Annotated in this window: 18 protein-coding genes and 1 tRNA gene; 6 read left to right on the top strand and 13 right to left on the bottom strand. The window is 61.6% G+C overall.

Annotated features, from left to right (window positions below; translation table 11 throughout):
• Positions 1–56 precede the first annotated feature (56 nt).
• The 4 genes from ATJ93_RS07690 to ATJ93_RS07675 all read right to left on the bottom strand — a co-directional run bounded on the left by ATJ93_RS07690 (position 57) and on the right by ATJ93_RS07675 (position 2,829).
• Positions 57–127: transfer RNA gene (locus tag ATJ93_RS07690), tRNA-Pro, on the bottom strand.
• A 111-nt stretch (positions 128–238) separates the two neighbouring features.
• A complete protein-coding gene (locus ATJ93_RS07685; RefSeq protein WP_120244065.1) occupies positions 239–1,153 on the bottom strand; it encodes an RNA-guided pseudouridylation complex pseudouridine synthase subunit Cbf5 in 915 nt (304 codons plus the stop codon).
• A complete protein-coding gene (gene cmk, locus ATJ93_RS07680; RefSeq protein ID WP_120244064.1) occupies positions 1,150–1,728 on the bottom strand; it encodes a (d)CMP kinase in 579 nt (192 codons plus the stop codon). Before cmk ends, ATJ93_RS07685 begins: the two co-directional genes overlap by 4 nt.
• Before the next feature lie 153 nt (positions 1,729–1,881).
• A complete protein-coding gene (locus ATJ93_RS07675) occupies positions 1,882–2,829 on the bottom strand; it encodes a DUF106 domain-containing protein (RefSeq protein ID WP_120244063.1) in 948 nt (315 codons plus the stop codon).
• A 240-nt stretch (positions 2,830–3,069) separates the two neighbouring features.
• Between ATJ93_RS07675 and ATJ93_RS07670 the strand changes: the two genes are divergently transcribed.
• A complete protein-coding gene (locus ATJ93_RS07670) occupies positions 3,070–5,679 on the top strand; it encodes a vWA domain-containing protein (protein WP_170155538.1) in 2,610 nt (869 codons plus the stop codon).
• 201 nt (positions 5,680–5,880) lie between these two features.
• Complete coding sequence (locus tag ATJ93_RS07665; protein ID WP_120244061.1) at positions 5,881–7,407, top strand: DUF7289 family protein; 1,527 nt, start codon at positions 5,881–5,883, stop codon at positions 7,405–7,407.
• Positions 7,408–7,417: 10 nt separating this feature from the next.
• On the opposite strand, the gene ATJ93_RS07660 is transcribed toward ATJ93_RS07665, so the two are convergent.
• Positions 7,418–8,053: an adenylate kinase gene (locus ATJ93_RS07660; protein WP_120244060.1), complete on the bottom strand. Its 636-nt coding sequence runs from the start codon at positions 8,051–8,053 to the stop codon at positions 7,418–7,420.
• Positions 8,054–8,112: 59 nt separating this feature from the next.
• Between ATJ93_RS07660 and ATJ93_RS07655 the strand changes: the two genes are divergently transcribed.
• From ATJ93_RS07655 to ATJ93_RS07645, 3 genes are all read left to right on the top strand, one after another.
• Positions 8,113–8,601 carry a hypothetical protein gene (locus ATJ93_RS07655; protein WP_120244059.1) on the top strand — a complete coding sequence of 163 codons (489 nt, stop codon included), beginning with the start codon at positions 8,113–8,115 and terminating at the stop codon, positions 8,599–8,601.
• A gap of 407 nt (positions 8,602–9,008) precedes the next feature.
• Positions 9,009–10,094 carry a cytochrome c oxidase subunit II gene (gene coxB, locus ATJ93_RS07650; RefSeq protein ID WP_120244058.1) on the top strand — a complete coding sequence of 362 codons (1,086 nt, stop codon included), beginning with the start codon at positions 9,009–9,011 and terminating at the stop codon, positions 10,092–10,094.
• Entirely contained in the window at positions 10,091–12,571 is a 2,481-nt protein-coding gene (locus tag ATJ93_RS07645; protein ID WP_120244057.1) for a cbb3-type cytochrome c oxidase subunit I, read from the top strand. Before coxB ends, ATJ93_RS07645 begins: the two co-directional genes overlap by 4 nt.
• 402 nt (positions 12,572–12,973) lie before the next feature.
• On the opposite strand, the gene ATJ93_RS07640 is transcribed toward ATJ93_RS07645, so the two are convergent.
• Positions 12,974–14,671, bottom strand: a complete 1,698-nt coding sequence (locus tag ATJ93_RS07640; RefSeq protein WP_120244056.1) for a S8 family serine peptidase — start codon at positions 14,669–14,671, stop codon at positions 12,974–12,976.
• 178 nt (positions 14,672–14,849) lie between these two features.
• On the opposite strand from ATJ93_RS07640, the gene ATJ93_RS07635 reads away from it, so the two are divergent.
• Complete coding sequence (locus ATJ93_RS07635; protein ID WP_120244055.1) at positions 14,850–15,113, top strand: cytochrome C oxidase subunit IV family protein; 264 nt, start codon at positions 14,850–14,852, stop codon at positions 15,111–15,113.
• A gap of 674 nt (positions 15,114–15,787) precedes the next feature.
• On the opposite strand, the gene secY is transcribed toward ATJ93_RS07635, so the two are convergent.
• The 7 genes from secY to ATJ93_RS07600 are packed head-to-tail and all read right to left on the bottom strand — an operon-like array spanning position 15,788 to position 20,610.
• Positions 15,788–17,251, bottom strand: coding sequence for a preprotein translocase subunit SecY (gene secY / locus ATJ93_RS07630; RefSeq protein WP_120244054.1), 1,464 nt, complete (start codon positions 17,249–17,251; stop codon positions 15,788–15,790).
• Between the two features lie 2 nt (positions 17,252–17,253).
• Positions 17,254–17,766, bottom strand: a complete 513-nt coding sequence (locus ATJ93_RS07625; RefSeq protein WP_120244053.1) for an uL15m family ribosomal protein — start codon at positions 17,764–17,766, stop codon at positions 17,254–17,256.
• A 2-nt stretch (positions 17,767–17,768) separates the two neighbouring features.
• Positions 17,769–18,236 (bottom strand): 50S ribosomal protein L30, encoded by a 468-nt coding sequence (locus ATJ93_RS07620; RefSeq protein ID WP_120244052.1) that lies wholly within the window; start codon positions 18,234–18,236, stop codon positions 17,769–17,771.
• A complete protein-coding gene (locus ATJ93_RS07615; protein WP_120244051.1) occupies positions 18,236–18,904 on the bottom strand; it encodes a 30S ribosomal protein S5 in 669 nt (222 codons plus the stop codon). Before ATJ93_RS07615 ends, ATJ93_RS07620 begins: the two co-directional genes overlap by 1 nt.
• On the bottom strand, positions 18,901–19,449 hold the full coding sequence (locus ATJ93_RS07610) for a 50S ribosomal protein L18 (RefSeq protein WP_120244050.1): 549 nt from the start codon (positions 19,447–19,449) through the stop codon (positions 18,901–18,903). Before ATJ93_RS07610 ends, ATJ93_RS07615 begins: the two co-directional genes overlap by 4 nt.
• Positions 19,449–19,898 (bottom strand): 50S ribosomal protein L19e, encoded by a 450-nt coding sequence (locus tag ATJ93_RS07605; protein ID WP_120244049.1) that lies wholly within the window; start codon positions 19,896–19,898, stop codon positions 19,449–19,451. The genes ATJ93_RS07610 and ATJ93_RS07605 overlap by 1 nt, the downstream gene beginning before the upstream one ends.
• Complete coding sequence (locus ATJ93_RS07600) at positions 19,891–20,610, bottom strand: 50S ribosomal protein L32e (RefSeq protein ID WP_120244048.1); 720 nt, start codon at positions 20,608–20,610, stop codon at positions 19,891–19,893. Before ATJ93_RS07600 ends, ATJ93_RS07605 begins: the two co-directional genes overlap by 8 nt.
• Between the last annotated feature and the right edge of the window lies 1 nt (position 20,611).

Here is a 20,611-nt window from a genome sequence, read left to right as displayed (position 1 = left end):
TTCGGCAGGCTCAGAGGTATGAGAGCCTAACGGTTGAACACTTAGGGAATTAGAAGTGGGACCGCCGAGAATTGAACTCGGGTCCTACGGACCCCATCCGCAGAGGATACCACTACCCCACGGTCCCGCATCTTATCCGAAGGGCGTCTGTTGTTTAAGCGTGTCGTTTCGCCGCCGCCTCGTGACCGTGTTTCACCCGCCTCGTTAAACTAGCATCGAGTCGTTCCCTCGAGAACCCTCACACGAGCACGCGCTCGAGATCGACCGCCACGTCCCGCCGTTCATCAGCGACGAACTCGCCGAGACAGACCGCAGCCCTGTTCGGCGTGTAGCAAGCGACGAGGTCGCCTGCACTGACGTCACCGTCGACCTCGAGCACCCCCGGTTCGTAGACCGGCGCGCCGTTGGCCACCTCTCGAGCGGCGCTATCGGGGATCACGACGCTCGGGATACCTTCCAAAATCCGTTCGGCGGGGTCGACGATCTCGGACAGCAATTCTGGGTCGTCGTCCTCGAGCCAGAACGCCAGCGCGTCGAGAAATTCGTAGGCGGAGTACAAATCACGATCGTCGAACGGCGTCGTCGCCGTTCGCCGCAAGTGTCCCATGTGCCCCCCGGTGCCGAGCGCCAGCCCGAGGTCGTGACAGAGTTTCCGGACGTAGGTGCCGCTCTCGCAGCGGATCCGCAGCAACAACTGGCGCTCGGCTTCGTTGCATTCGAGCACCTCGAGGTCGTAAACCTCGCGGACCCGCAGCCGCCGCGCGACGGCGCTCTTGCGCGGCGGCTTCTGGTAGATCGGGCCTTCGAACTCCGCGACGACCGACTCGGCGTCGGCCGGCAGCGAGCCGTGACACTCGAGGACGGCGACGTACTCCTTCGACCCCTCGAGGAAGACCTGCGCGAGCCGCGTCGCGTCGCCGAGCATGATCGGCAGACAGCCGGTAACCTTCGGATCGAGCGTCCCCGCGTGGGCGGCGCGCTCGATCGTTTCGTCGACGCCTCGCTCGGCGAGGGTGTCGGCGACGGCGTCGCGGAGCCAGCCGCTTACTTGGTGCGAGGACGGCCCCGGCGGTTTGTCGAGATTGACGACGCCGAACGTGAGCAGTTCGGCAGGCGACCGCTCCTCGGGCGGGCCACGTAACGCGTCCGTCATTCGAACTCGTAGTCGAGGTCGATGTGGGCCTTCCCTTCGTCGCCCGCGGGGTCGTACTCCTCGACGGCGGTCACGAGCATGTCGAGCACTGCATCGGGCTCCCAGCGGGCCGTGTTCACCGAGAGGTCGTAGATCGTCAGATCCCGGATGTCGATGCCGTAGTACTCCTCGTAGCGCTGGGCTTCGCTGGCCTCGCGGGCTTTCGTCTCTTCGGTCGCACGCTCGGGGTTCTTACCCTCTCGCTCGGCGATCCGCTCGCCGCGAACGCGGGCCGGCGCGTCCAGCCAGAACCGGAAATCGGCCTGTTCGGCTGCCAACCAGCCGGCGAGCCGGGACTCGAGCACGAGGTCGTCTTCCTCGCGTGCGATCTCCCGAAGCCGGCGATCGAGGTCGCGGTCGATCTGATCGTTCTCTTCGGCGAGTTTGTTGAACTCGAGCGGCGTGTAGCCGCGTTCGTCGGCCAGTTCGCGGAAGATGTCGCCGCCGCTGACGTGGTCGAGATCGAAGGCGTCGGCGAGCAACTCCGCGGTCGTGCTCTTCCCGCTTCCCGGCGGGCCAGAGACGGTGAGCAACATATTCGACCTCCGAGGTGCCGGGTAAAATGGGTTTTGAATCCCTCGAGCGGTGGCCTGACGCGGTGGCGTTCGAATTTGATCCGCGCACTCGAGCGAACGGAGTTAGACGAGGTTGAATGAGACCGAAGTACTGTTTCGACGGAGAGCGGCCGATCAGGCCGTCGACGGCGTCATGTCGATGTTCAGCGACTTGCGAAGCAGCTGGGTAAAGCCCATCGAGCAGAGGAAGTACCAGACGATCCACGACCACATCGGACCGAGCAGGGACTCGTTGAACGAGACCTCGCCGGCGATCGGCATGATCATCGTCATCTCGGCCTCGCTGACGTGGCCGTCGAGGATCTTCCAGTACATCCAGAGGAACAGCGGGATCGTCAGCAGCATGATCCAGACCATCGGCCGGAACTGCTCTTTGAACATGCCCAAGTTGTCCGACATCGCCTCCATCTGCTCCTCGCGGACCTGCTCGAGTTCGTTCTCGAGGCGTTCGATCTCGGCGTCGCTGGCACCGCGCTCTTCGGCCTCCTGCTTCCGGTCCTGGACGTCCTGCATCTTCTCCTGCATGGCCTTCATCCGCTTTTGGTACTTGGCCATCACTTCGGGGTTCATCAGGTTGGCCTGCAGCAGCGTGGAGTAGAGGCCCGTCAGCAGTGCGACGGACATGATCACGGCGTAGAACGGCAACGCGGCGTCCAGCGGCGCGAGGACGAGGTCGATCGTGCTGCCGACCGTGTTCCGAACGGGATTGAACCAGTACCCGAACATCAACAGCAGCGATGCGACGCCGGCCATCTTGTCCCACTGGGACCACTTGGACTGTTCCGCGTCGACGTCGACATCGGCACCCGGCTCGGTGCCGTCACCGTCGAGGGCCTCGTCGTAGGCGTCTCGATTGGCGATTTCGAATCCCTCGTTGCCGTCAACTAACACTCCCTTCTCGATCAGTCGGCCCCACTGTCCGCTCGTCAGTTCGTCGCTGACGTCGGCCCACTGGACCTCGCCCCCGTTTTCGTCCGCCCGTTCTCGAATTGCCTCGAGGGCGTCCTCCATCGAGGCGTCCTCGCGGACGAGGTCGTTGATTTTTTCGGCGGTACGCGTCATCTGGGTGTGCTAGGGTTCGTCCGGTATACAAGTGTTTTTCTTCGCGGAGACAGCGGGCAAATCCGTCATGTGGAGAGAGATTGCTTTCTCTAAATAACTTCGTATAATTCCATCTCACAGAGTAATTTAATCGTTTCAAACAGCAGTTACCGTGGTTTTATGTTATGACGATAATATTAGAGTGAGTAAATGAGGGTGCGGACATCGCGAATAACTAGTAGTAACAGCGGTAGTCGGGGAGTGAGTCCGATTATTGGGCTCATACTGCTGATCGGGCTCGTGCTTGCCGGTAGTATGCTCATTCTCATGGTCGGGATGGGAACGAACGACGCGGTCAAGGGGCAAATTTCTGCGGAACAGAGCGAGCAGTTGATGGTCAAGTTCGACAAGGACCTCTCGACATCCCTATTCGATAACGATACGAGACATCCCGCCTATCTTCCTGAAGAGGGCAGAAGCGAGTTAATCAACGGCGGAGAGTTGGAGATTACAGTCTCGAACGGATTCTACGAGGAAGATCTTGACCCGATTTCGATCGGCGCACTCCGCTATAAAGACGGTTCCGAGAACGAACTCCTCTATCAGGCCGGCGGAGTCTGGCGGGTCACTGACCAGACAACGACGCTGATTTCGGAGCCCGACATCCGCTACTATGAGGAAACAAATGCCGAGGGCAAGGAAGTTGGTCGGATTGACCTCTCGGTGACGGATATGGACGGTAATGTGGGGAACGGTGAACACACAGTCCAGTACAAAAATTCGAGTTCAGCGGATCTCGAGCGTGTAATGGATCAGGTTGGATTCGTTCGTCACGTCGAAATAACGGTCGAGGACCCACCACATCGTGATGCGTGGGTTGATTTCCTCAAATCAGAGTTCGACGCAACTGAGGTCGGTACCTGTCCTAGACAGCCGGATACAAACGTCATCTGCGAAGATGGGGATTCGATAACGGTTATGGCCACAATCGACCTCGAGAACTCGTTTGCAAGTCAGGTCGGGATTACGCCGACGGTGTACGGGGGCTTGTACGCAGACAGTATCACGGGACAGCACGGAGCGCCGTTTACCGTAACCGGGTACGAGAATCACGACACGACGGACAACGTCTCGAAAGACCTGTTCGTCGTCGACGATGACTTCGAACTGAATAGCGGTGCCGATATCGAGGGAACACCCGTCGTCAACGACTCGATAACCGCCGCAAGTGGCCATCCGTCTATTTCACCGATCGGATACGCTGCGAACCTCGAGCGAGGAGCCGCACCGAGCGAGTACGAGTACATCAATACCACGGAGAACGGATCGACGGCCGTTTTCTGGCTGACGGGCGAGGAAAACGCTCTGATCGCGAACATGTCACAATCGGTTGAGACGGTCCAGCCGGTCACCGCGAAACTCGAGAACAAGGCGCTGCCCTATCTCGAAGACCACGAAGACGTCGATCCGATTCCTGGACGCGGAAGTACGATTGATGCGGGGCTGTACTACGGAGACGAACTCGATGTGGACGAGATCGATACCTCGAACGGCGATGTCCACATCGGGATTGATAAACGTGGTTATATTGATATTTCAGATATCGAAATCACTGGCGGAAATCAGACGTTTGTCTATACTAATACAGATGATCGATTAACGGTCGGTAATATCGATATTCAGCCCGATGACAGAGCGGGAGCTTTCTGGGTATACGGGACTGAGCGTGCCGAAGTAACGGTTGATGACGAGTACGAGGGTGTCGTTTACGCTCCAGGAAGCGAAATGACGATTGAGGACAACGCCGACATCACCGGGGCTATCGTTGGGGGTGAAACAAAACTCGGCGACGATGCGACGATCAACTTCGATCGATCGCTCCGAACTGACGTACCGATTCCGCCCGAGAATCGGAATATCTCGGTCAAGGACACGAAAACTAGACCCCCGCTTGACGTTACGTTCGTACTCGACCGGTCTGGGTCAATGGGTGATATCTACGATAGTGGGACAGTCACCGGCAATGTCTGGCAGGACGCACCACTACGAACGAGACGAGGTACTGAAGCGCTGTTAGATCCGAGAGCAAATCATTCGATCGAAGTGCAGTACTGCAACAACGGAAGATGTGGATACAGAACGACAATCGAACCAGGGAATTCGATGTATGTTGTTCACGATCGAACTTGGACGACAGAAGTGCGAGTTGCAAATGAATCGTGTGACCGGTGCGAGGTTACAACCTTCGAGGTAGTCGATGGAAACGATCCAACCGGCCTCCGCGGTGATGCAACGCGGGACTTTATCGGCCTCATGAACGAATCCAACGACGACCGTGCTGGTGTCTACGAGTTTAACGATCGCGGGTACGAACTCCACTCGCTGAGCGACGATCTCGAGGCAGTTCGGCAAAGCGTCGACGTTACGGGTAGCGGATACACGGACATTTCGGCAGGCATGGAACTCGCACTTGACGAGTATAGGGGTCCGACAAGTACCAGGGATCGCGTCATGGTTGTCCTAAGCGACGGAGAAAACAATCCCAGAAGAGGGGGTTCGGAGGCAGCAGATCAACACACGAAAAGGCAGGCTGATCGAGCCGCCGATCTGGGCGTTACCGTATATACAATCGGTCTCGGCGAGGACAACATCGACAAAGAGTTACTACGGGACATAACGACCGACGAGGGCGAATTCCATATGATTGATAATGCCGAGGAGCTTGAGGAAATCTTCGAAGGGATCGCCAACGATGTCATCGAGGAAGAGGCGGATGTTACCTTCGAAGCAGCAATGGAACCACAAATCGATGGAAGCTCGAACGAATACGTACTCAACGTCGACGAACATCACGTGACTATTGAGGACTAGAGACCAACCCGCGAAAGAGTAAGTTCGATACCAGCGATTGTTCAAACGGTTCATTCGGAAAGATGATGGGTAGTTTGGCGTCAGCAGTAGTTATTTCGTTGTCTTACCAATGAACGTATTCTCGCTGTGAACGAACCTGAACGATTCTGAAGCGTTTGATCGGACGAGGCCATTATCCCACTCGTTTGCCTCGAGAGGCCCATGAGTTGGCGTCGTGAGGAGAGATCCGTTGCCGTTTCATCAGGTCGCGCCGAATCCACGCTCCTTGGACTGATATTGCTGATCGGAATGGTCGCGGTCGTCGGCAGCAGTATGGTTCTCGTCGCCGATGACAGTCTCACGAGCGTACAGCGCCAGTCCGAACACGAGCGGATCGAGAGCGGCTTCGTCGAACTAAGCCAACAGATGGCGACCGCGTCGTCCGCCGGCGACAGCTCGAGAGCGTTGAACCTCCAGACGGATCAGGATGGGGCGGTCGTAATGACGGATACTGGTCAGATCTCCATCTCGGGTGGTGACGTCAACAAGAACGTCTCGATCGGGGCGATCGAGTACCAAGACGACGACGGGACGAAAATTGCCTACCAGGCGGGCGGCGTCTTCAGAGAGACCGGGAACCAAACGCGAATTATCTCCGCGCCGCCGATCGAGTACGACGTCGACTCGGAGACGCTGTCGTTCCCGATCACCGAGGTCCGCGACGAAACGCGCCTCAGATCCGGAGACATCGTCGTGGATCACTACGAAACGGATCCGCTCGGCGGTAGCAGTCTCGTCGAAAACGACACGGTGACGATCGAAGTGACGAGTAAGTACTACCGCGGCTGGGAACGCTTCTTCGAAGAGCAAGGCGGCGCGACGACCGTCAGAAACGTCGAGGTGTACGACAATCAGACGGGAACGGTGACTGCGGAGTTCGGCTACCAAGAGGTTTCGGACGCGTTCAAAACCGGTGCGATCTACGCGACGAACCTCGAAGTACAGGGCGGTGCAGCGGTCGACGACGACCTCACACAGAAGGTCGCGTATCCGCCGCTCACCGAGGAAGTAAATCGACTGGTCAACGCGACGCGCGCACCGAAGGATACCTTCGAAGGAACGGAGATTACGCGCCTCGGGACGGTCGACGAACACAACGATAGCCTCGAGGACGGGATCTACGTTGCCGACGGGATCGAAGAGGCAGGGCATCTCGAGTTTGACCTGTCGGACGGCAACGCGACGCTCGTCGTCGACGGCGACATTAACGCGAACGACGAGACGATCACGGTGAGTGAACACGAGAACGACCACGAACTGAGCGTGTATCTCACCGGGGACTACGATGCTGAAAACGGCGGCAACATCTGCGTCACGGAGTCAGGATGCTACACGAACGAAGACGCAACGGTGATTCAGTTAGTCACGTCGGACGAGTCCGAGATCGACTTCGGTCCCGGTGGGAAATCTCGATTCGAGGGCGTCATCTACGCCGGTGGAACGAACGAGGACTGGACGAAACGACACGGGTGTGATAAGCAGGTGTGCATTCACTCGAATCCGAACTTCTACGGATCGATAATCGCCTCCTCGGTCGAGATACAGGGCGGCAAAGGAAGCATCGACTTCGAGTACGACGAGCAACTCCAGGACGAGGACGTGGGAATCTATCCGGACCCGAGTCTGCTGCCGCCCCAACTGACGTATCTCAACATCGCCGAACACACGGTCGACGTCCGCGAGAAGTAGAGAAACGGTTCTACGCTGCGTCTTCGATCGTCGCCTTCACGTCCTCCCAGACTTCATCCGGGCTCTGCTCGCCGTTAACGCGCTCGAGCAGTCCCTCGTCCTCGTAGTGTTCGATGACGGGTTCGGTGTTCTCTCGGTAGACGCGCAGTCGTTCCTTGACCGTTTCTTCGGTGTCGTCCTCGCGCTGGACGAGTCGGTCTTCGACCTCGGGGTCCTCCGGCGGGTTGTAGTCGACGTGGTAGATCTCGTCGGTCTCGGGGTCGAGTCGCCGGCCGGTCAGTCGGTGGACGAGTTCCTCCTCGCTGACGTCGAGGTAGAGGACGAGGTCGAGGTCAGTCATGCCCTCGAGTTCCTCGGCCTGGTCCATGTTTCGCGGGTAGCCGTCCAGCACGAAGCCGTCGGCCTGCGAGAGCGCCTCGTCGACGATGGCGTTGACGACCTCGTCGGGGACGAGCTCGCCCTGGTCCATGTACTCGCCGGGCGTGTCGTACTCCGTGTCCATGTCGGAGATGTCCATCTCCTTGTTCGACCGAAGTGCGTCGCCGGTGGTGATGTGATCGATGCCGAACGCCTCGGTGATCTTTGCACACTGGGTCCCCTTTCCCGCCCCGGGGGCGCCCATAATCACGAGCTGTGGCTGTGCCATACGCCACCGTTCACGACCACCACATAAAGGCTTAAAGAAACGGGCACATCCGTACGGGTATGACCCGATTCGACGCGGCCGATCCGGCCGAACGCCGAAAGCTGTACGTGGACGCAATCACTGCCCACCGCGAGCGCGGAAGCGGCTTTCTCACGCTCGAGGTCGATCCGAGCGCCCTCGAGTCGACCGACGAGTCTGAGACTAACGATGGAAGCGAAGATGCCGAACTCGGTACCGACGCAGGGGCTACCCCCGACGACCGCGAGTCCGGTCTCGACCCGGAACTCGGCGTCCCCTGGCTTCAATTCGGCGACGGAACGGTCAACCTCGATTGCACGGACGAGGAACTGGACGCGCTCAAGGACCTGCTGAGCGAGTTTCCGGCCTTCAAGGTCGACGAGCTAACGCGTCCGGAAAATGCCGAAGGAGTCAACGCCCGCGTGAGCGCGAAGGCGGACCAGAACCGGATCGCCCAGTTCATCGATGCAACGTTCCAGCGCGTCTACGGCCTACCCGAGGGGTTCCGGGTGTGGGTCGTCGAAGTGTAACGGGCCGATCCCAGAGGGGGCGCACTGCCGTGGGGTGCGTGTTGGCGCGTGACGCGCGCGAGGTCGAACGACCGGTCTGGGCCGACAGAAAGTATGCGAATACGTATGTTTTCCGCGAATCGAGCCGAACCTGTTCGATTACGAGTGTACCCGGGCTACGAATGTATTTCTATTCCGACACCTAATCGGCGAATAAGCGACAGAAAGAAGAGGACGCAATCCAACGAATGGGAGAGGAGTGAACGACGGGGCACGGAAATCGTCGGTCAGATTCACCGGTAACGTACCGGTGAGCCGCCGCGCGTCGGGCAGTTTCCAAATAGATAAGTGCCCCCAGCAACCATCGTCCGACATATAACCGGTCTTCAATAGAGGTGAACACAATCTTCAGCGCAATACTCCCCCCGATGCAGCTCATTCCGGAGCAGGGATCGCGCGTCGACGTGTTCGAGGGGATCTTTCTGGTCTTCCTCGGACTCGGGACGCTCGTCGGCATCGTCGTGGTCTCGTACATCTTGTACAACGCGTACAAGTACCGAGACACCGGCGAGGTCGGCGACGACGAGAACCTGCCGAGCGTCGGGGAACTACCGACAGGTGGAAAGGGCGGCAAGAAACTATTCCTCTCGTTCGGCCTGAGCGCCATCATCGTCATCTCGCTGGTCGTCTGGACCTACGGGATGTTGCTGTACGTCGAGGACGGGCCGGAACAACCGGAGGACGCGATCGAGATCGAAGTCGAAGGCTACGCGTTCGGCTGGGACTTCTACTACGACAACGGTATCGAGACGAGCGGCTACGGTGAAGGACTCGTCGTCCCGGCCGATCAGGCAATCTGGATCGAAACGACGTCACGCGACGTCTGGCACACGTTTGGCATCCCCGACTTACGGGTGAAAGCCGACGCGATCCCCGGCGAGTACGACCAGACGTGGTTCCAGGCTGACGAGCCCGGAGAACACACCGCCAAGTGTTTCGAACTGTGTGGCCCGCAGCACTCCGACATGCTCTCCGACGTGACCGTTCTCGAACAATCGGCCTACGAGGAGTGGATGAACGAGCAGCTGACGGCGAACATCACGCTCGAGGACGGCAACGAGTCGCCGGTCACCGAGGGCTTCGAAGTCACGCTCGAGCACCAGAACAACAGCGACTACGATCAGGACCTCAGCTACACGTTCACCCCCGATTCCGAGGAGTTCGATAACGGCACGATCACCGTCACCCTCGAACGGGGCGGTCCGTACGATCTGACGATCTCGCCGACCGACGGCCAGTTCGAGGAAGTCGAGGAGACGATCGACGTCACCGGCCCGACCGACGAGACGTACACGCTCGAGGACCCGAACGCGAGCGAGGACGACAGTAGTGACGGTGGCGACGACGGCGGCAACGAGTCGGCCGACGACGGTGGATCGGGTAGTGACACCGACAACGCAACCGATGACGAGACAGGCAACAACGAAACGAGCGACGGAGGTGACGGCGAATGAGTGAGCTCCCACCGAAAACCACGATCAAACGGTGGCTAGTCACGACCAACCACAAGGACGTCGGGATGATGTACATCGCGACGTCCCTGTTTTTCCTGCTGTTCGGCGGGGTCATGGCGCTGCTGTTCCGCACCCACCTCTGGGCGCCCGGCGGAATCGGGCTCCTCGACGGGCTCCAGTTCAACCAGGCCGTGACGACCCACGGCTTCCTGATGGTGTTCTGGTTCCTCTCGCCGTTCGCGACCGGGTTCGCGAACTACTTCGTGCCGCTGCAGATCGGGGCGAAGGATCTCGCCTTCCCGCGGCTGAACGCGATGAGTTACTGGTTCTACCTGTTCTCGGGAGTGCTCCTGAGTCTCTCGTACTTCCTGGGACAGGCGTTTGCCGGCGGCTGGACCCTGTACGCGCCGCTGAACGTCCCGGCGTACACGACGGCCATGGAGGCCGCGACCGGCGGTAACGCGACGATCCTCGCGCTGATCCTGTTCACGATCTCGATCACGATGGGGACCGTGAACTTCCTGGTGACGATCCACCGCTCGCGCGCGGAGGGCCTCGGCCTCTGGAACATGCCGATGTTCACCTGGTCGTGGCTGCTGACCGTCTGGATGATGCTCTTTGCCTTCGCGGCGCTGCTGGCCGCACTCCTGCTGCTGGCCGTCGACCGCACCTTCCTGACGCAGTACTTCGCGACCGACCAGGGCTCGAGCCTCCTGTGGGGGCACCTGTTCTGGTTCTTCGGTCACCCCGAGGTGTACATCGTCTTCTTCCCCGCGCTGGGGGTCATGTTCGAGGTCTTCCAGACGTTCACCGGACGACGCCTGGTCGGCCGCAAGTGGGTCATCATCGCGATGGTCCTCGTGGCCGTCCAGTCGTTCCTCGTCTGGATGCACCACATGTTCCTGACGACCATCAACCTCGAGATCAAGACCCTGATGATGGCGACGACCATCGGGATTTCGCTCCCCTTCGACCTGATGGTCTTCTCGCTGATCTACACGATGGTCAAGGGACGGGTCCGGTTCACGACGCCGTTCCTGTTCGGGATGGGCGCACTCGTGCTGTTCATCCTCGGCGGAATTACCGGGGTCTTCCTCGGCGCCGTCGTGCTCGACTACGAGTTCCGCGGGACCTACTGGGTCGTCGCACACTTCCACTACGTGATGGTGTCGGGTGTGACGGCGCTGGTCGGCGGGCTCTACTACTGGTGGCCCAAAATCTCCGGGAAGATGTACTCGGAGGCACTCGGGAAGCTCAACTTCGCGGTGTACTTCATCGGCTTCAACCTGCTGTACTTCCCGCTGTTCCTCGCCTGGGAGACGCCTCGCCGCGTCTTCGAGTACCCCGAAGGCTACCAGATCTACCACCAGATCGCAACGGTCGGCGCGTTCATCCTCGGCGCCTCCTTCCTGATCATGTTCTACACGCTCGGGAAGAGCTGGCTCTCGGGGCCGGACGCACCCGACAACCCGTGGAAGTACTCCCGGACGGCCGAGTGGGCGATTCCCTCGCCCCCGCCGTCGGAGAACTGGCCCGGCCGTCCGAGCTACGCCAGCGGAAGCCTCGAGTTCCTCGATGACTCGGCCGCGGCGACTGACGGCGGTGTCGCACACGAACAGAGCGCTGCCGGCCATGCAACGGCCGGCCACGAGGAGGAACACGTCGACCACGCCAGCATCTGGCCGTTCGGCATCGGGCTGGGGACGTTCACGTTCTTCCTCGGCCTCTCCGGACTCACGCCCTACGTGGTCCAGTTCGCGGAAGGCGTCGGACACGCACCCGAAGGACTTACCGGAACGAGCGCCGAGCCGAACATCATCTATCCGGCAGTGATGCTGCTCGGCGTCGCGATCATGGGCTACTCGCTGTTCAAGCTCGGCGTCGAGGACTTCAACGCCCCCACGATGGCCATCGCCGAACGCTGGCCGTTCGGCGGCGTCGACAACATGAAAATGGGCATCTGGGTGTTCCTCGCGTCCGACGTCGTCGTCTTCGGCGGCGCGATCGGTGCGTTCGTCTTCATGCGCCTGCACATGGGCTGGGGCAACTGGCACCTCGACTCGATCACCACAGCCGGGCTGGTCAACACCTACGTGCTGTTGACCTCGAGTTTCACCGTCATCCTGGCGCTGGCATACGCCGAGCGCCGCGACAAGACGAAGATGCTCGGGTCGATGGTCGCGACGGTGCTGCTCGCGCTGGTGTTCATGGGCGTCAAGGCCTACGAGTACGGCGCGAAGTTCGCTGACGGCCACTACTGGTGGTACAGCATCGAGTACTCGATCTACTTCGTGACCACGGGACTGCACGCACTCCACGTGATCCTCGGCGTCATCATCGCGCTGTTCATGATCTACCGGATCCTCAGCGTCGACGCCTACCTCGAGGACCACCGGCCGGTCGAGCACTTCGGGCTCTACTGGCACTTCGTCGACATCGTGTGGGTGTTCCTGTTCCCGCTGTTCTACCTCTTCTAAGCCCGACCGCGCCTCGAGCGCGGTCGATTCCATTCGGGTTTCGATCTGCGGGTTCGATTTTTGTCGCGCCGACCGATCGATCAGTGACTCGATGGTACCGCCTTGCTGTTGAGTCCCCAGAACGCGCGTGCGTAGCGACTGTACTGCGTAGGCTGATCCCGTCCAGTGACTGCTCGAGCGAGGAACCAATGGCTGATGCTGTAGCAGCGAGGTTGTCTCACTCCGAGCCGGACAAAGCGACGTAGTGATGGAGTGGACGCACTGGTCTGTATTCCTCGGAAGGCCGTCGGTCTCGCTGGACGAGTCTAACCAGCAAGCCTATCGTACAGATGACGATCGCTCCGCCACCGCTGACTGTGTTCTCGAGCTAAGGCGGCGAGAGAGGAGAGATGAAATAGACGACTACCGCTCGAGTCGTCCGACACCGAAACCGGACAGCACCGTGACGACACAGAGGCCGAGAACGATCGCCAGTCCGATCGTAGCAAGCTGGCCCGGCCAGTCGACGCCGGCTGCGTCGCCAGCCGTGTGGCCGCCAGCTACGGCGCTCTCGTCGGATTGACCGCCGGTCGTATCACCGCCGGACTCCATCGACGACTCGACCTCACTCGTACGCTCGAGGAGTTCAGCGGCGGCAGCGTCGGCATCAATGATCCCCGTACCGTACCGCGTTTCTACGGCCGATTCCCGGTCGTCAGCGGGAACCTGAGTCGTCTCAGTTAGCACGCTCGAGAGATCCGCCGGCGTCGCGTCGGGTTCGACCGAGCGCAGGAGGGCGGCCGTGCCGGCGACGTGAGGGGCAGCCATTGACGTCCCGGGCATGCGAGCGTAGCCGCCGTCGGGCATGGAACTCGCGATATCGACGCCGGGAGCCACGACATCGGGAACAGTGTACGCGTCCGGCCAGTCGGACGGAGTCGCCGCCCAGTCGGTCCGGTTGAGTCGCTCGCCACCGGAGAAGGGGGCGACCGTCCCGTCGGCAGCCACGGCTCCGACGGAAAGCGTCTCGTAGACGTTCCCCGGCGACCCTGACGTCTCCGGTCCCTCGTTTCCGATCGCGCCGACGACGATCGTCCCGCTCAGGTTCGCGTTGCGTATCGGCTCGATAAACTGCGGGTACGTCCCCGTCGTGCCGAGGCTCATGTTGATGACGTCCGCATCTTCTGCGAGCGCCCACTCCATGCCGGCGAGGATCTGGGCGAACGTCCCGTTCGTCTCGTCCATCACGAGCCCGTGCATGAGGTCGGCCTCTGGTGCGACGCCGATCGCCGTCCCCGTCGCGGCGCCGCCGGCGACCGTCCCGCTGACGTGCGTGCCGTGCACGCCGGTATCGTGGGGCGTCGAGTCGGGTACTCGGTGACCGGTGTCGTTGAACTCAGCCCAGCCGCCGGGATAGGTCGGGTCCGACGGGTCGTCGGTGTACAACTCGAGATCGGGATGAGACGGCTCGATACCGGTATCGAGGACGGCGACGCGCACGCCCTCGCCGCGCGTCTCGTACTCGTTCCAGACCGACGGGACGTCGATCGCGGCGATCGCAGGCGTCACCGACGATCCCTGGGTAGTCTGGGCGGTCCCGTCTGCAGCACTCGCGGTCGGCGTTCCGTTCACCGCGGTCGGCTCCGCAGGCCGGTCCGGGACGGGAACCTCGAAGTTCTCGTGGACCGCTTCGACGGCCTCGAACCGCTCGAACGTCTCGAGGTCGACCCGCTCGAGGTTGACTTCCAGTAAGACGGCATTGGTCACCCAGAACTCCTCGGCGACGGTGATCCCCGGGGTGTCGGCCGCGTACTCGAGGAGCGGGTCCTGCGTCGCTTCGGCGTGTTCCTCGAGGCGGTCGATATCGACGTCAGTTTCGTCCGCAGCGACAGCCGTGTCGGTTGCCGGGGCGTCCTCGAGTCTGACGATCACTTCGACGGTGGTCCCGTTGGCCGGGAGATCGTCGTCGATCCGGATCCCGTCGTCAGTCGGCGGTCCGTCGGAGTGGCCCGCCGCCATCGCTGACGCACCCGCTGCGATCGGCCCTGCAGAGAGGAGCAACAGACAGACGACGATCGGAACGATCTCCGACCGTCCCGCCCTCCCGCGACGCGAAGTCATACTATGACCGCACACAGACAGTCAGTCAATAAAGAAGTTCGTAGTATCGAATCGATTCTGGATGGGGCGGGTAACCATCTGTTGATAGACGGGCAGCGAACTCACCCAGGACTCGTCCGAGACGCCTGCACGACGACATGAGGAAGGTATAAGTGGTCGTCAGCCTCAATGCACACTAATGGCTGACATCCGAACGTACACCCTCATCTACGTCGCGCTGGTGGCACTGGCGACAGGGAAGTTCGTGTTCTTCCACTTCGACTTCTTCACGTACGGGATGGCGATGGCCGGAACGATGGCGCTGATCGTCGCCAAGTCGCTCCTGATCGCCGGCTACTACCAGCACCTCGTCGAGGAACCGCGCGCAATCACGTACATGATGGGCACCGCCGTGTTCATGGTCTTCCTGCTGACCATCGCGGCCGGGTACTCCATCCAGTAATCGGGCCTCGCGGTTGATCCCGGTTCGACTCTACACTTTCCGAACAACCCTACCCCAACCCGAACTCGCTTTCGAACAGTCCATCGCGTCGGCCACCCTTTCGATTCGATCAGTCTCTCGAGGACAGCGTCGAGCTTGCTTCTCAGTCCGACGGCAACTCAGAGCTCGTCGAGATCCTGTGAGTGCAGTTACCTGTGATTGAAACCAGTGGAGGGGTAGCGCTATCTCCTTCCGGCCATCTCGACGGTAGCGCTATTATCGAGTCGAATCCGTCAGCACCCGGCTCGAGGTCTTCAGTGACGACCAACTCCTGATGCCCCTCGTCTACCAGTGAACGACGATACCGAGTCGTCTCGCTCGGGCTGTGCGCTGAAGAGATTGTGTCCGCACATTAGCAGCCGACCAGTGATGGCGCCTATGACCTCACGAGCCGGCACGCACACACGACAGCGAGATCGGCTGCGACTCAGGTGACATACCTGCTGGAGACTGACGCTTCCTCGGCCAGCACATCCGTATCTACAGGAGAAGTCCTATTCCGAGGACACTGTGGTTTGACTTTGATCTCGGGCCACCAGGTCGGGACAGAGCCGTCTCTACGAGGCTGAAAGAACGGAGAACGAAGACTGCAACGGAGAATAGAACAGCAGCGCCAGCGTGGCGCTACGCTATTGCTACTCCTTGCCGAACATCTGGCGCATCATCGGGTGCATCTCCATCATCTGCTCTTCGGCGATCTCCTCGTAGAGCTTGTAGGTGATGGAGACGGCCAGCAGCAGGCCGGTTCCGGTAACGGACCCGATAGTGCCGAGCATGTTCGCCCAGACGGCCAGCAGGCCGACCAGCGCGCCACCGATGACGGTCACCTGCGGGATGTACCGCTCCATGACCTTCTCGATGACGCCGACGTTCTGTCGGAAGCCGGGAATCTGCATCCCGGAGTTTTGGATCTGCTGGGCGGTAGCCTCGGGACCCATGTCCGTCGTTTCGACCCAGAAGACGGCGAAGATCGCGCCGCCGACGATCATGAAGGTGAGGTCGACGGAGACGCGAATCAGCACCTGCCACGCTTCCTGGGTGACGGCACCGGTCCACCACATCCAGTCTTGGGGCGAGTAGATCGGGGACAGGTAGTAGAAGAACCCGCCGACCGCTTGCCCGTCGGTGTACTGGCCCAGCCAGGTGGGCATCCCGGCCCACTGGCTGTTCAGGATCTGGCCGAGCATCTGGATGTTCGCCTGCAGCGCGCGGACGAGGATCATCGGCAGGACGCTCGCGTAGATGAGCTTCACCGGGAAGCGGCCGCGAGCACCCTTCACGCGGGCGTGACTGAGCGGGATCTCGACCCGCACGGACTCCGCGTAGACGACGATGCCGAAGATCAGCAGCGTCGTCAGCAGCGGGATGATCATCCCGCCGTCGGTCATCAGCAGCGTGGAGAGCCCGTCGGTGGAGACGACGGAGCCGACCTCCATCCGCCCCGTGAGGATCATGTACCAGTTGTAGAAGAACCCGCCCTGTGCGGGCTGGATGAACCCGGCCACGAGTCGCTGGCTCACGCCGGCGATGATGAACAGGCCGATCCCGCTCCCGACGCCCCACTTGCTGACGACCTCGTCCATGTAGAGGAGGAGGATACCGCCAGCGAAGATCTGCAGGAACATCAGCAGCTGGACCTGCGTCTGACCGAACTGGAGGCCGCCGATCGACAGCGACGGCTGGGCTGGCAGGAAGCCGCTGGCGAACACCATCGGGAGCCCAGTGAGTGCCACCATCACGACGACGAGCAACTTCTGGAGCCCCTGGTAGAGAACCTGATCCCGCGGATCGTTGGTGTCGAGACCGAGCAGGTTCGCACCGCCGAGCAACTGCAAGACGATGCTCGCCGTGACGATCGGTCCGATACCGACCTGCAGGATCGAGCCCTGCGACCCCGCGAGGATCGCACGGAACTGGCCGAAGAGGTCGTTCGCGCCGCCGGATTGCATCCCGAGCAGCGAGATGTTCGTCAGGAAGAAATACAACACGAGAATGCCGGCCGTCCACGCCAGCTTCCGCTTGAAGGGGACGTGCCCCTCCGGACGCTGGACGGCGGGCATCCGCGTTAAGACCGGTTCAGCGGCTTCCTTCCATCCCATCGTTAGTCCTCGCTCTGTTCGGTTTCGTCAGCGGCGTCCGTATCCGACTCGGATTCAGCGTCCGCTCGTTCCTGCGCTCGTTCCGAGAGGACCGCCTCGCCGCCGGCGTCCGCGAGCTTCTCCTCGGCCGCATCCGAGAAGGCGTCGGCCGTGACCTCGAGGGCATTGCGGACTTGGCCGGAGCCGAGGACCTTCACGGTGTCGACCTCGTGGCCGTCCTCGACGACGTCGCGTGCGTCGATCGCGTAGCCGTCGTCGGTTTCCTCGGCGACACCCTCGGCCGCGTAGAGGATGGCGTCCTCGTCGAGCTTCTGGACGTCGATCTCCGCGACCTCTTCGCGGATGTCCTGGGGCCGCTTGAAGCCGTGCTTGCCCTTCGGCTCGTAGTTGTGGAACTCGTGCTTGCTGCGCCCGGCGCGGCCGCGACCGCCACGGTGGCCCGCACCACGTCGGTTCTTGTGGGAGCCGCCGCTGTGCGTTCGTGACCCGCGTTGGCGTCGTTTTTTACTCGTCATGGTTATCGCATCGATTCTAACAGGTCGTTGATTTCGTCCGTTGTATGCTTTCCGAGTTGGCCGCCCTCGGCGGTCGGCTTCTTGATGCCGTCGTGACCGCCGCGGGGCGGGTGCAGACGAAGCGTCGGGGACAGTCCCTGCTCGCGCAGCGTCGTCTCCTCGGCAAGCAGCGCTTCGGCCAGCGACTCGAAGTCGCTATACCCGGTGTTCTCGTCGAGCCAGTCGGCGTCGACGTCGGACTGATCGCCCTCGAGGGGCTCTGCGCGCTTTGCGAGCACGGCTGCGAGCACCTCGGCGCTCGGTTCGCCGTGCGCGACGTAGTCGTTGACCTTGTTGACCATTCCCGTGTAGGTGTCGGTCTCAGGGACGAGCGCGCAGTGGTTGACGCTGTGGATGTTCAGCATCTCCAGCGTGTCCTGAACGTCCTGCTGGCGGTTCACTTCGCCGCGAACCTGAACGACTGCCTTCATTACTCAGTCACCTCGGCTTCGTCTCGGTCTCGGTTCGCACCCGAGCGACGCCGCGGGTGGCGCGACTGCGATGCGTTCTCCAGTGCGTTGAACGTCGCCTTCGCGAGGTTGACCGTGGTCCGAGTGTTGCCGTGGCTCTTGGTCCAGGCGTTCTCGATGCCGGCCAAGTCGAGCACCGCGTGGACGGTGTCGCTGGCGGCAAGCCCCAGCCCTTCGGGGGCGGGGATGACCTCGACCTCGACGGAGCCGGCCTTCCCCTTCGTGCGTCGGGTCAGGGAGTGGGGCCGGTCCGAGCGGTCCTCCCAGGAACCGGAGCCGCGGGGGACCTTGATCATGTTCAGCTTCGCGATACCGATCGCCTTCTGGATGGCGGACCCGACCTGATCGTCTCGGCCTTCCGCGTAGCCGACGTAGCCGTCGCGGTTGCCGACGGCGACGACGCAGCGGAACTTGACGCGTCGTCCGGAGTCGGTCATCCGCTGGACCATGTTGATGTCCAGCACTTCGTCGTCCAGTCCGGGGAGGAGCTGGTCGACGATCTCGGGCTCCTTCAGGGGGAGCCCCGAGTTGAGGGCGTCCTCCATCGTGTCGATTTCGCCCTCCTGAACCATCCGGCCGAGACGGGTGACGGGTTCCCAGCCGTTGTCGTTGTAGTCGTTTGCGCTCATTCTAGGATCGCCTCTCGTACGTCGTCGAAGTGTTCGGGGAGGTCGGTCGCGTCGAACTCGCCGTTGTACAGCGGCTCGTCGAGCTGTTCGGCGTACTCGGCGATGTGCTCGCCGCGCGTGCGCGACCAGTCCGCGAGGACCTCGTCGTTGTGCGGGATCTCGAGACCCGCGTCGATCGCGCCCTCCTGGACCGCGAACACCTTGTTACCGGGCGTCGCGGTGTTGAGACCGATGTCGAGGACCGCTTCCTCGAGGCCGGCCTCGACGGCGCGCTGGCCGGCCAGCAGGCCGGTCAGGTACGCCGCGGAAATGTTACTCGTGGGGGCTTCCCAACCGTACTCCTCTAGGTCGCTCGAGTGTGCACTCGCGAGCGTCTCGTCTCCCTGAGGTCCGGGAGTGATCAGCTGCGCCGTAGTGTGCTTGTTGCTCTTTCGAGCGACGAGTCGGGGCTTACCCGACTTCAGCAGGCGCAACCTCTGGTGGTAGTCCGTCCGGACCTCACGGCGACGCCGCATCGGCACTTTGTATCGTGGTCCTGTCGCCATTATTGGTCACCGTAGTTGTCGTCGATGTAGTTCAACAGGTACCGGACGCTGCGGAACTCGCCACCGCCAGCCTTCTTGTAGAGCTCGCGGTACTGCGTGGGCGTCAGTTCGCCCTTGTCGCGGAGTTCGCGCAGCTTCCGGCGCTGTGCGCGGATCTTGCTTTCCCACTCTTCTTTCTCGTTCTGGCGTGCGCCCTTCTTGCCGCGGCGCTTGCCCGGGCCCTTCTGGTGGCCGTAGGAGCGCTTTGCGTTGCGCTCGCGGGCACGGCCGCGGGAGTTGCCCTTGGTGTCTTCGGCCTGAATGCGACCTTCCTCGACGAGTTCGCGGATCTCGTCGCGGGTGATCGCTTCGGCGATGTCGGCCTGGGCGTCGGGGTCGAGCCAGATGCGGTTCTCACCGACGTCGAGGACGTCGGCGGCCAGTCGCTTCTGTGCGGAGAGATCAGTCATTGGCTTCCACCTCGACTTCTTCGTAGGTCGGGTTCAGGACGCGGATGCCCTCGTCCTCGGCCACTTCCTCGATCCGTTCGCGCTTGCGCGCGCCGACCGAGGAGGCGATGCGAACTGCTTCGCGAGAGCCGTCGACGCCCTCGAGGTCGTCGACGTTCTCGACGTAGACCTCTTCGAAGCCGCTCGGATGCTTTCCGCGAACGGCTTCGGGCGTGCGGAAGCCGGCCTGGACCTTCGGGCCCTTGCCCTTGATGCCCTTGCGCTGCTTGGACAGCTGGCCGCGGGGGCGGCGCCACGATTCGGGCGTCCGCTTTTTCATGTGGTAGTCCTGGCGCTTGAACTGCGGCTTGCCCTCGCTCTTCCGACGCTCGAGGAGTCGTTCCTCGTCCTCGGAGAGCTCGGGGGTCTTCTCGGTCAGGCCGCGGGCACGAAGCTCCGTCTCGACGTCTTCGTCGGGCTCTTCCTCTTCTTCGGCGCCTTCGTCTTCGATCTCGGCCTCCGTTTCTTCGGTGACCTCGAGGTCGCCGACGTCGGCCTTGATACGGGCAGCGAGCGCGTTACCGATGCCCTCGGCTTCTGCCAGATCGTCCTGGTCGGCTTCCTTGACGTCCTCGATGGACTCGAAGCCGGCCTCGCGAAGGGCGTCAGCCTTGCTCGCGCCAACACCGCTGATGTCTTCGAGTTCCTGTGGTTCGTCGTCTTCGGCTGCCATC

It is taken from the genome of Halopiger aswanensis, from assembly GCF_003610195.1.
Taxonomy (GTDB): Archaea; Halobacteriota; Halobacteria; order Halobacteriales; family Natrialbaceae; genus Halopiger; species Halopiger aswanensis.
Note: the sequence above shows the minus strand (reverse complement) of the source record. Positions and strands in the feature narration are given on the sequence as shown.

Coding starts and splice junctions, on each gene's coding strand:
- ATJ93_RS07685 (WP_120244065.1), bottom strand. CDS start 1,153: ATGACGGACGCGTTACGTGGCCCGCCCGAGGAGCGGTCGCCTGCCGAA.
- cmk (WP_120244064.1), bottom strand. CDS start 1,728: ATGTTGCTCACCGTCTCTGGCCCGCCGGGAAGCGGGAAGAGCACGACC.
- ATJ93_RS07675 (WP_120244063.1), bottom strand. CDS start 2,829: ATGACGCGTACCGCCGAAAAAATCAACGACCTCGTCCGCGAGGACGCC.
- ATJ93_RS07665 (WP_120244061.1), top strand. CDS start 5,881: ATGAGTTGGCGTCGTGAGGAGAGATCCGTTGCCGTTTCATCAGGTCGC.
- ATJ93_RS07660 (WP_120244060.1), bottom strand. CDS start 8,053: ATGGCACAGCCACAGCTCGTGATTATGGGCGCCCCCGGGGCGGGAAAG.
- ATJ93_RS07655 (WP_120244059.1), top strand. CDS start 8,113: ATGACCCGATTCGACGCGGCCGATCCGGCCGAACGCCGAAAGCTGTAC.
- coxB (WP_120244058.1), top strand. CDS start 9,009: ATGCAGCTCATTCCGGAGCAGGGATCGCGCGTCGACGTGTTCGAGGGG.
- ATJ93_RS07645 (WP_120244057.1), top strand. CDS start 10,091: ATGAGTGAGCTCCCACCGAAAACCACGATCAAACGGTGGCTAGTCACG.
- ATJ93_RS07640 (WP_120244056.1), bottom strand. CDS start 14,671: ATGACTTCGCGTCGCGGGAGGGCGGGACGGTCGGAGATCGTTCCGATC.
- ATJ93_RS07635 (WP_120244055.1), top strand. CDS start 14,850: ATGGCTGACATCCGAACGTACACCCTCATCTACGTCGCGCTGGTGGCA.
- secY (WP_120244054.1), bottom strand. CDS start 17,251: ATGGGATGGAAGGAAGCCGCTGAACCGGTCTTAACGCGGATGCCCGCC.
- ATJ93_RS07625 (WP_120244053.1), bottom strand. CDS start 17,766: ATGACGAGTAAAAAACGACGCCAACGCGGGTCACGAACGCACAGCGGC.
- ATJ93_RS07620 (WP_120244052.1), bottom strand. CDS start 18,236: ATGAAGGCAGTCGTTCAGGTTCGCGGCGAAGTGAACCGCCAGCAGGAC.
- ATJ93_RS07615 (WP_120244051.1), bottom strand. CDS start 18,904: ATGAGCGCAAACGACTACAACGACAACGGCTGGGAACCCGTCACCCGT.
- ATJ93_RS07610 (WP_120244050.1), bottom strand. CDS start 19,449: ATGGCGACAGGACCACGATACAAAGTGCCGATGCGGCGTCGCCGTGAG.
- ATJ93_RS07605 (WP_120244049.1), bottom strand. CDS start 19,898: ATGACTGATCTCTCCGCACAGAAGCGACTGGCCGCCGACGTCCTCGAC.
- ATJ93_RS07600 (WP_120244048.1), bottom strand. CDS start 20,610: ATGGCAGCCGAAGACGACGAACCACAGGAACTCGAAGACATCAGCGGT.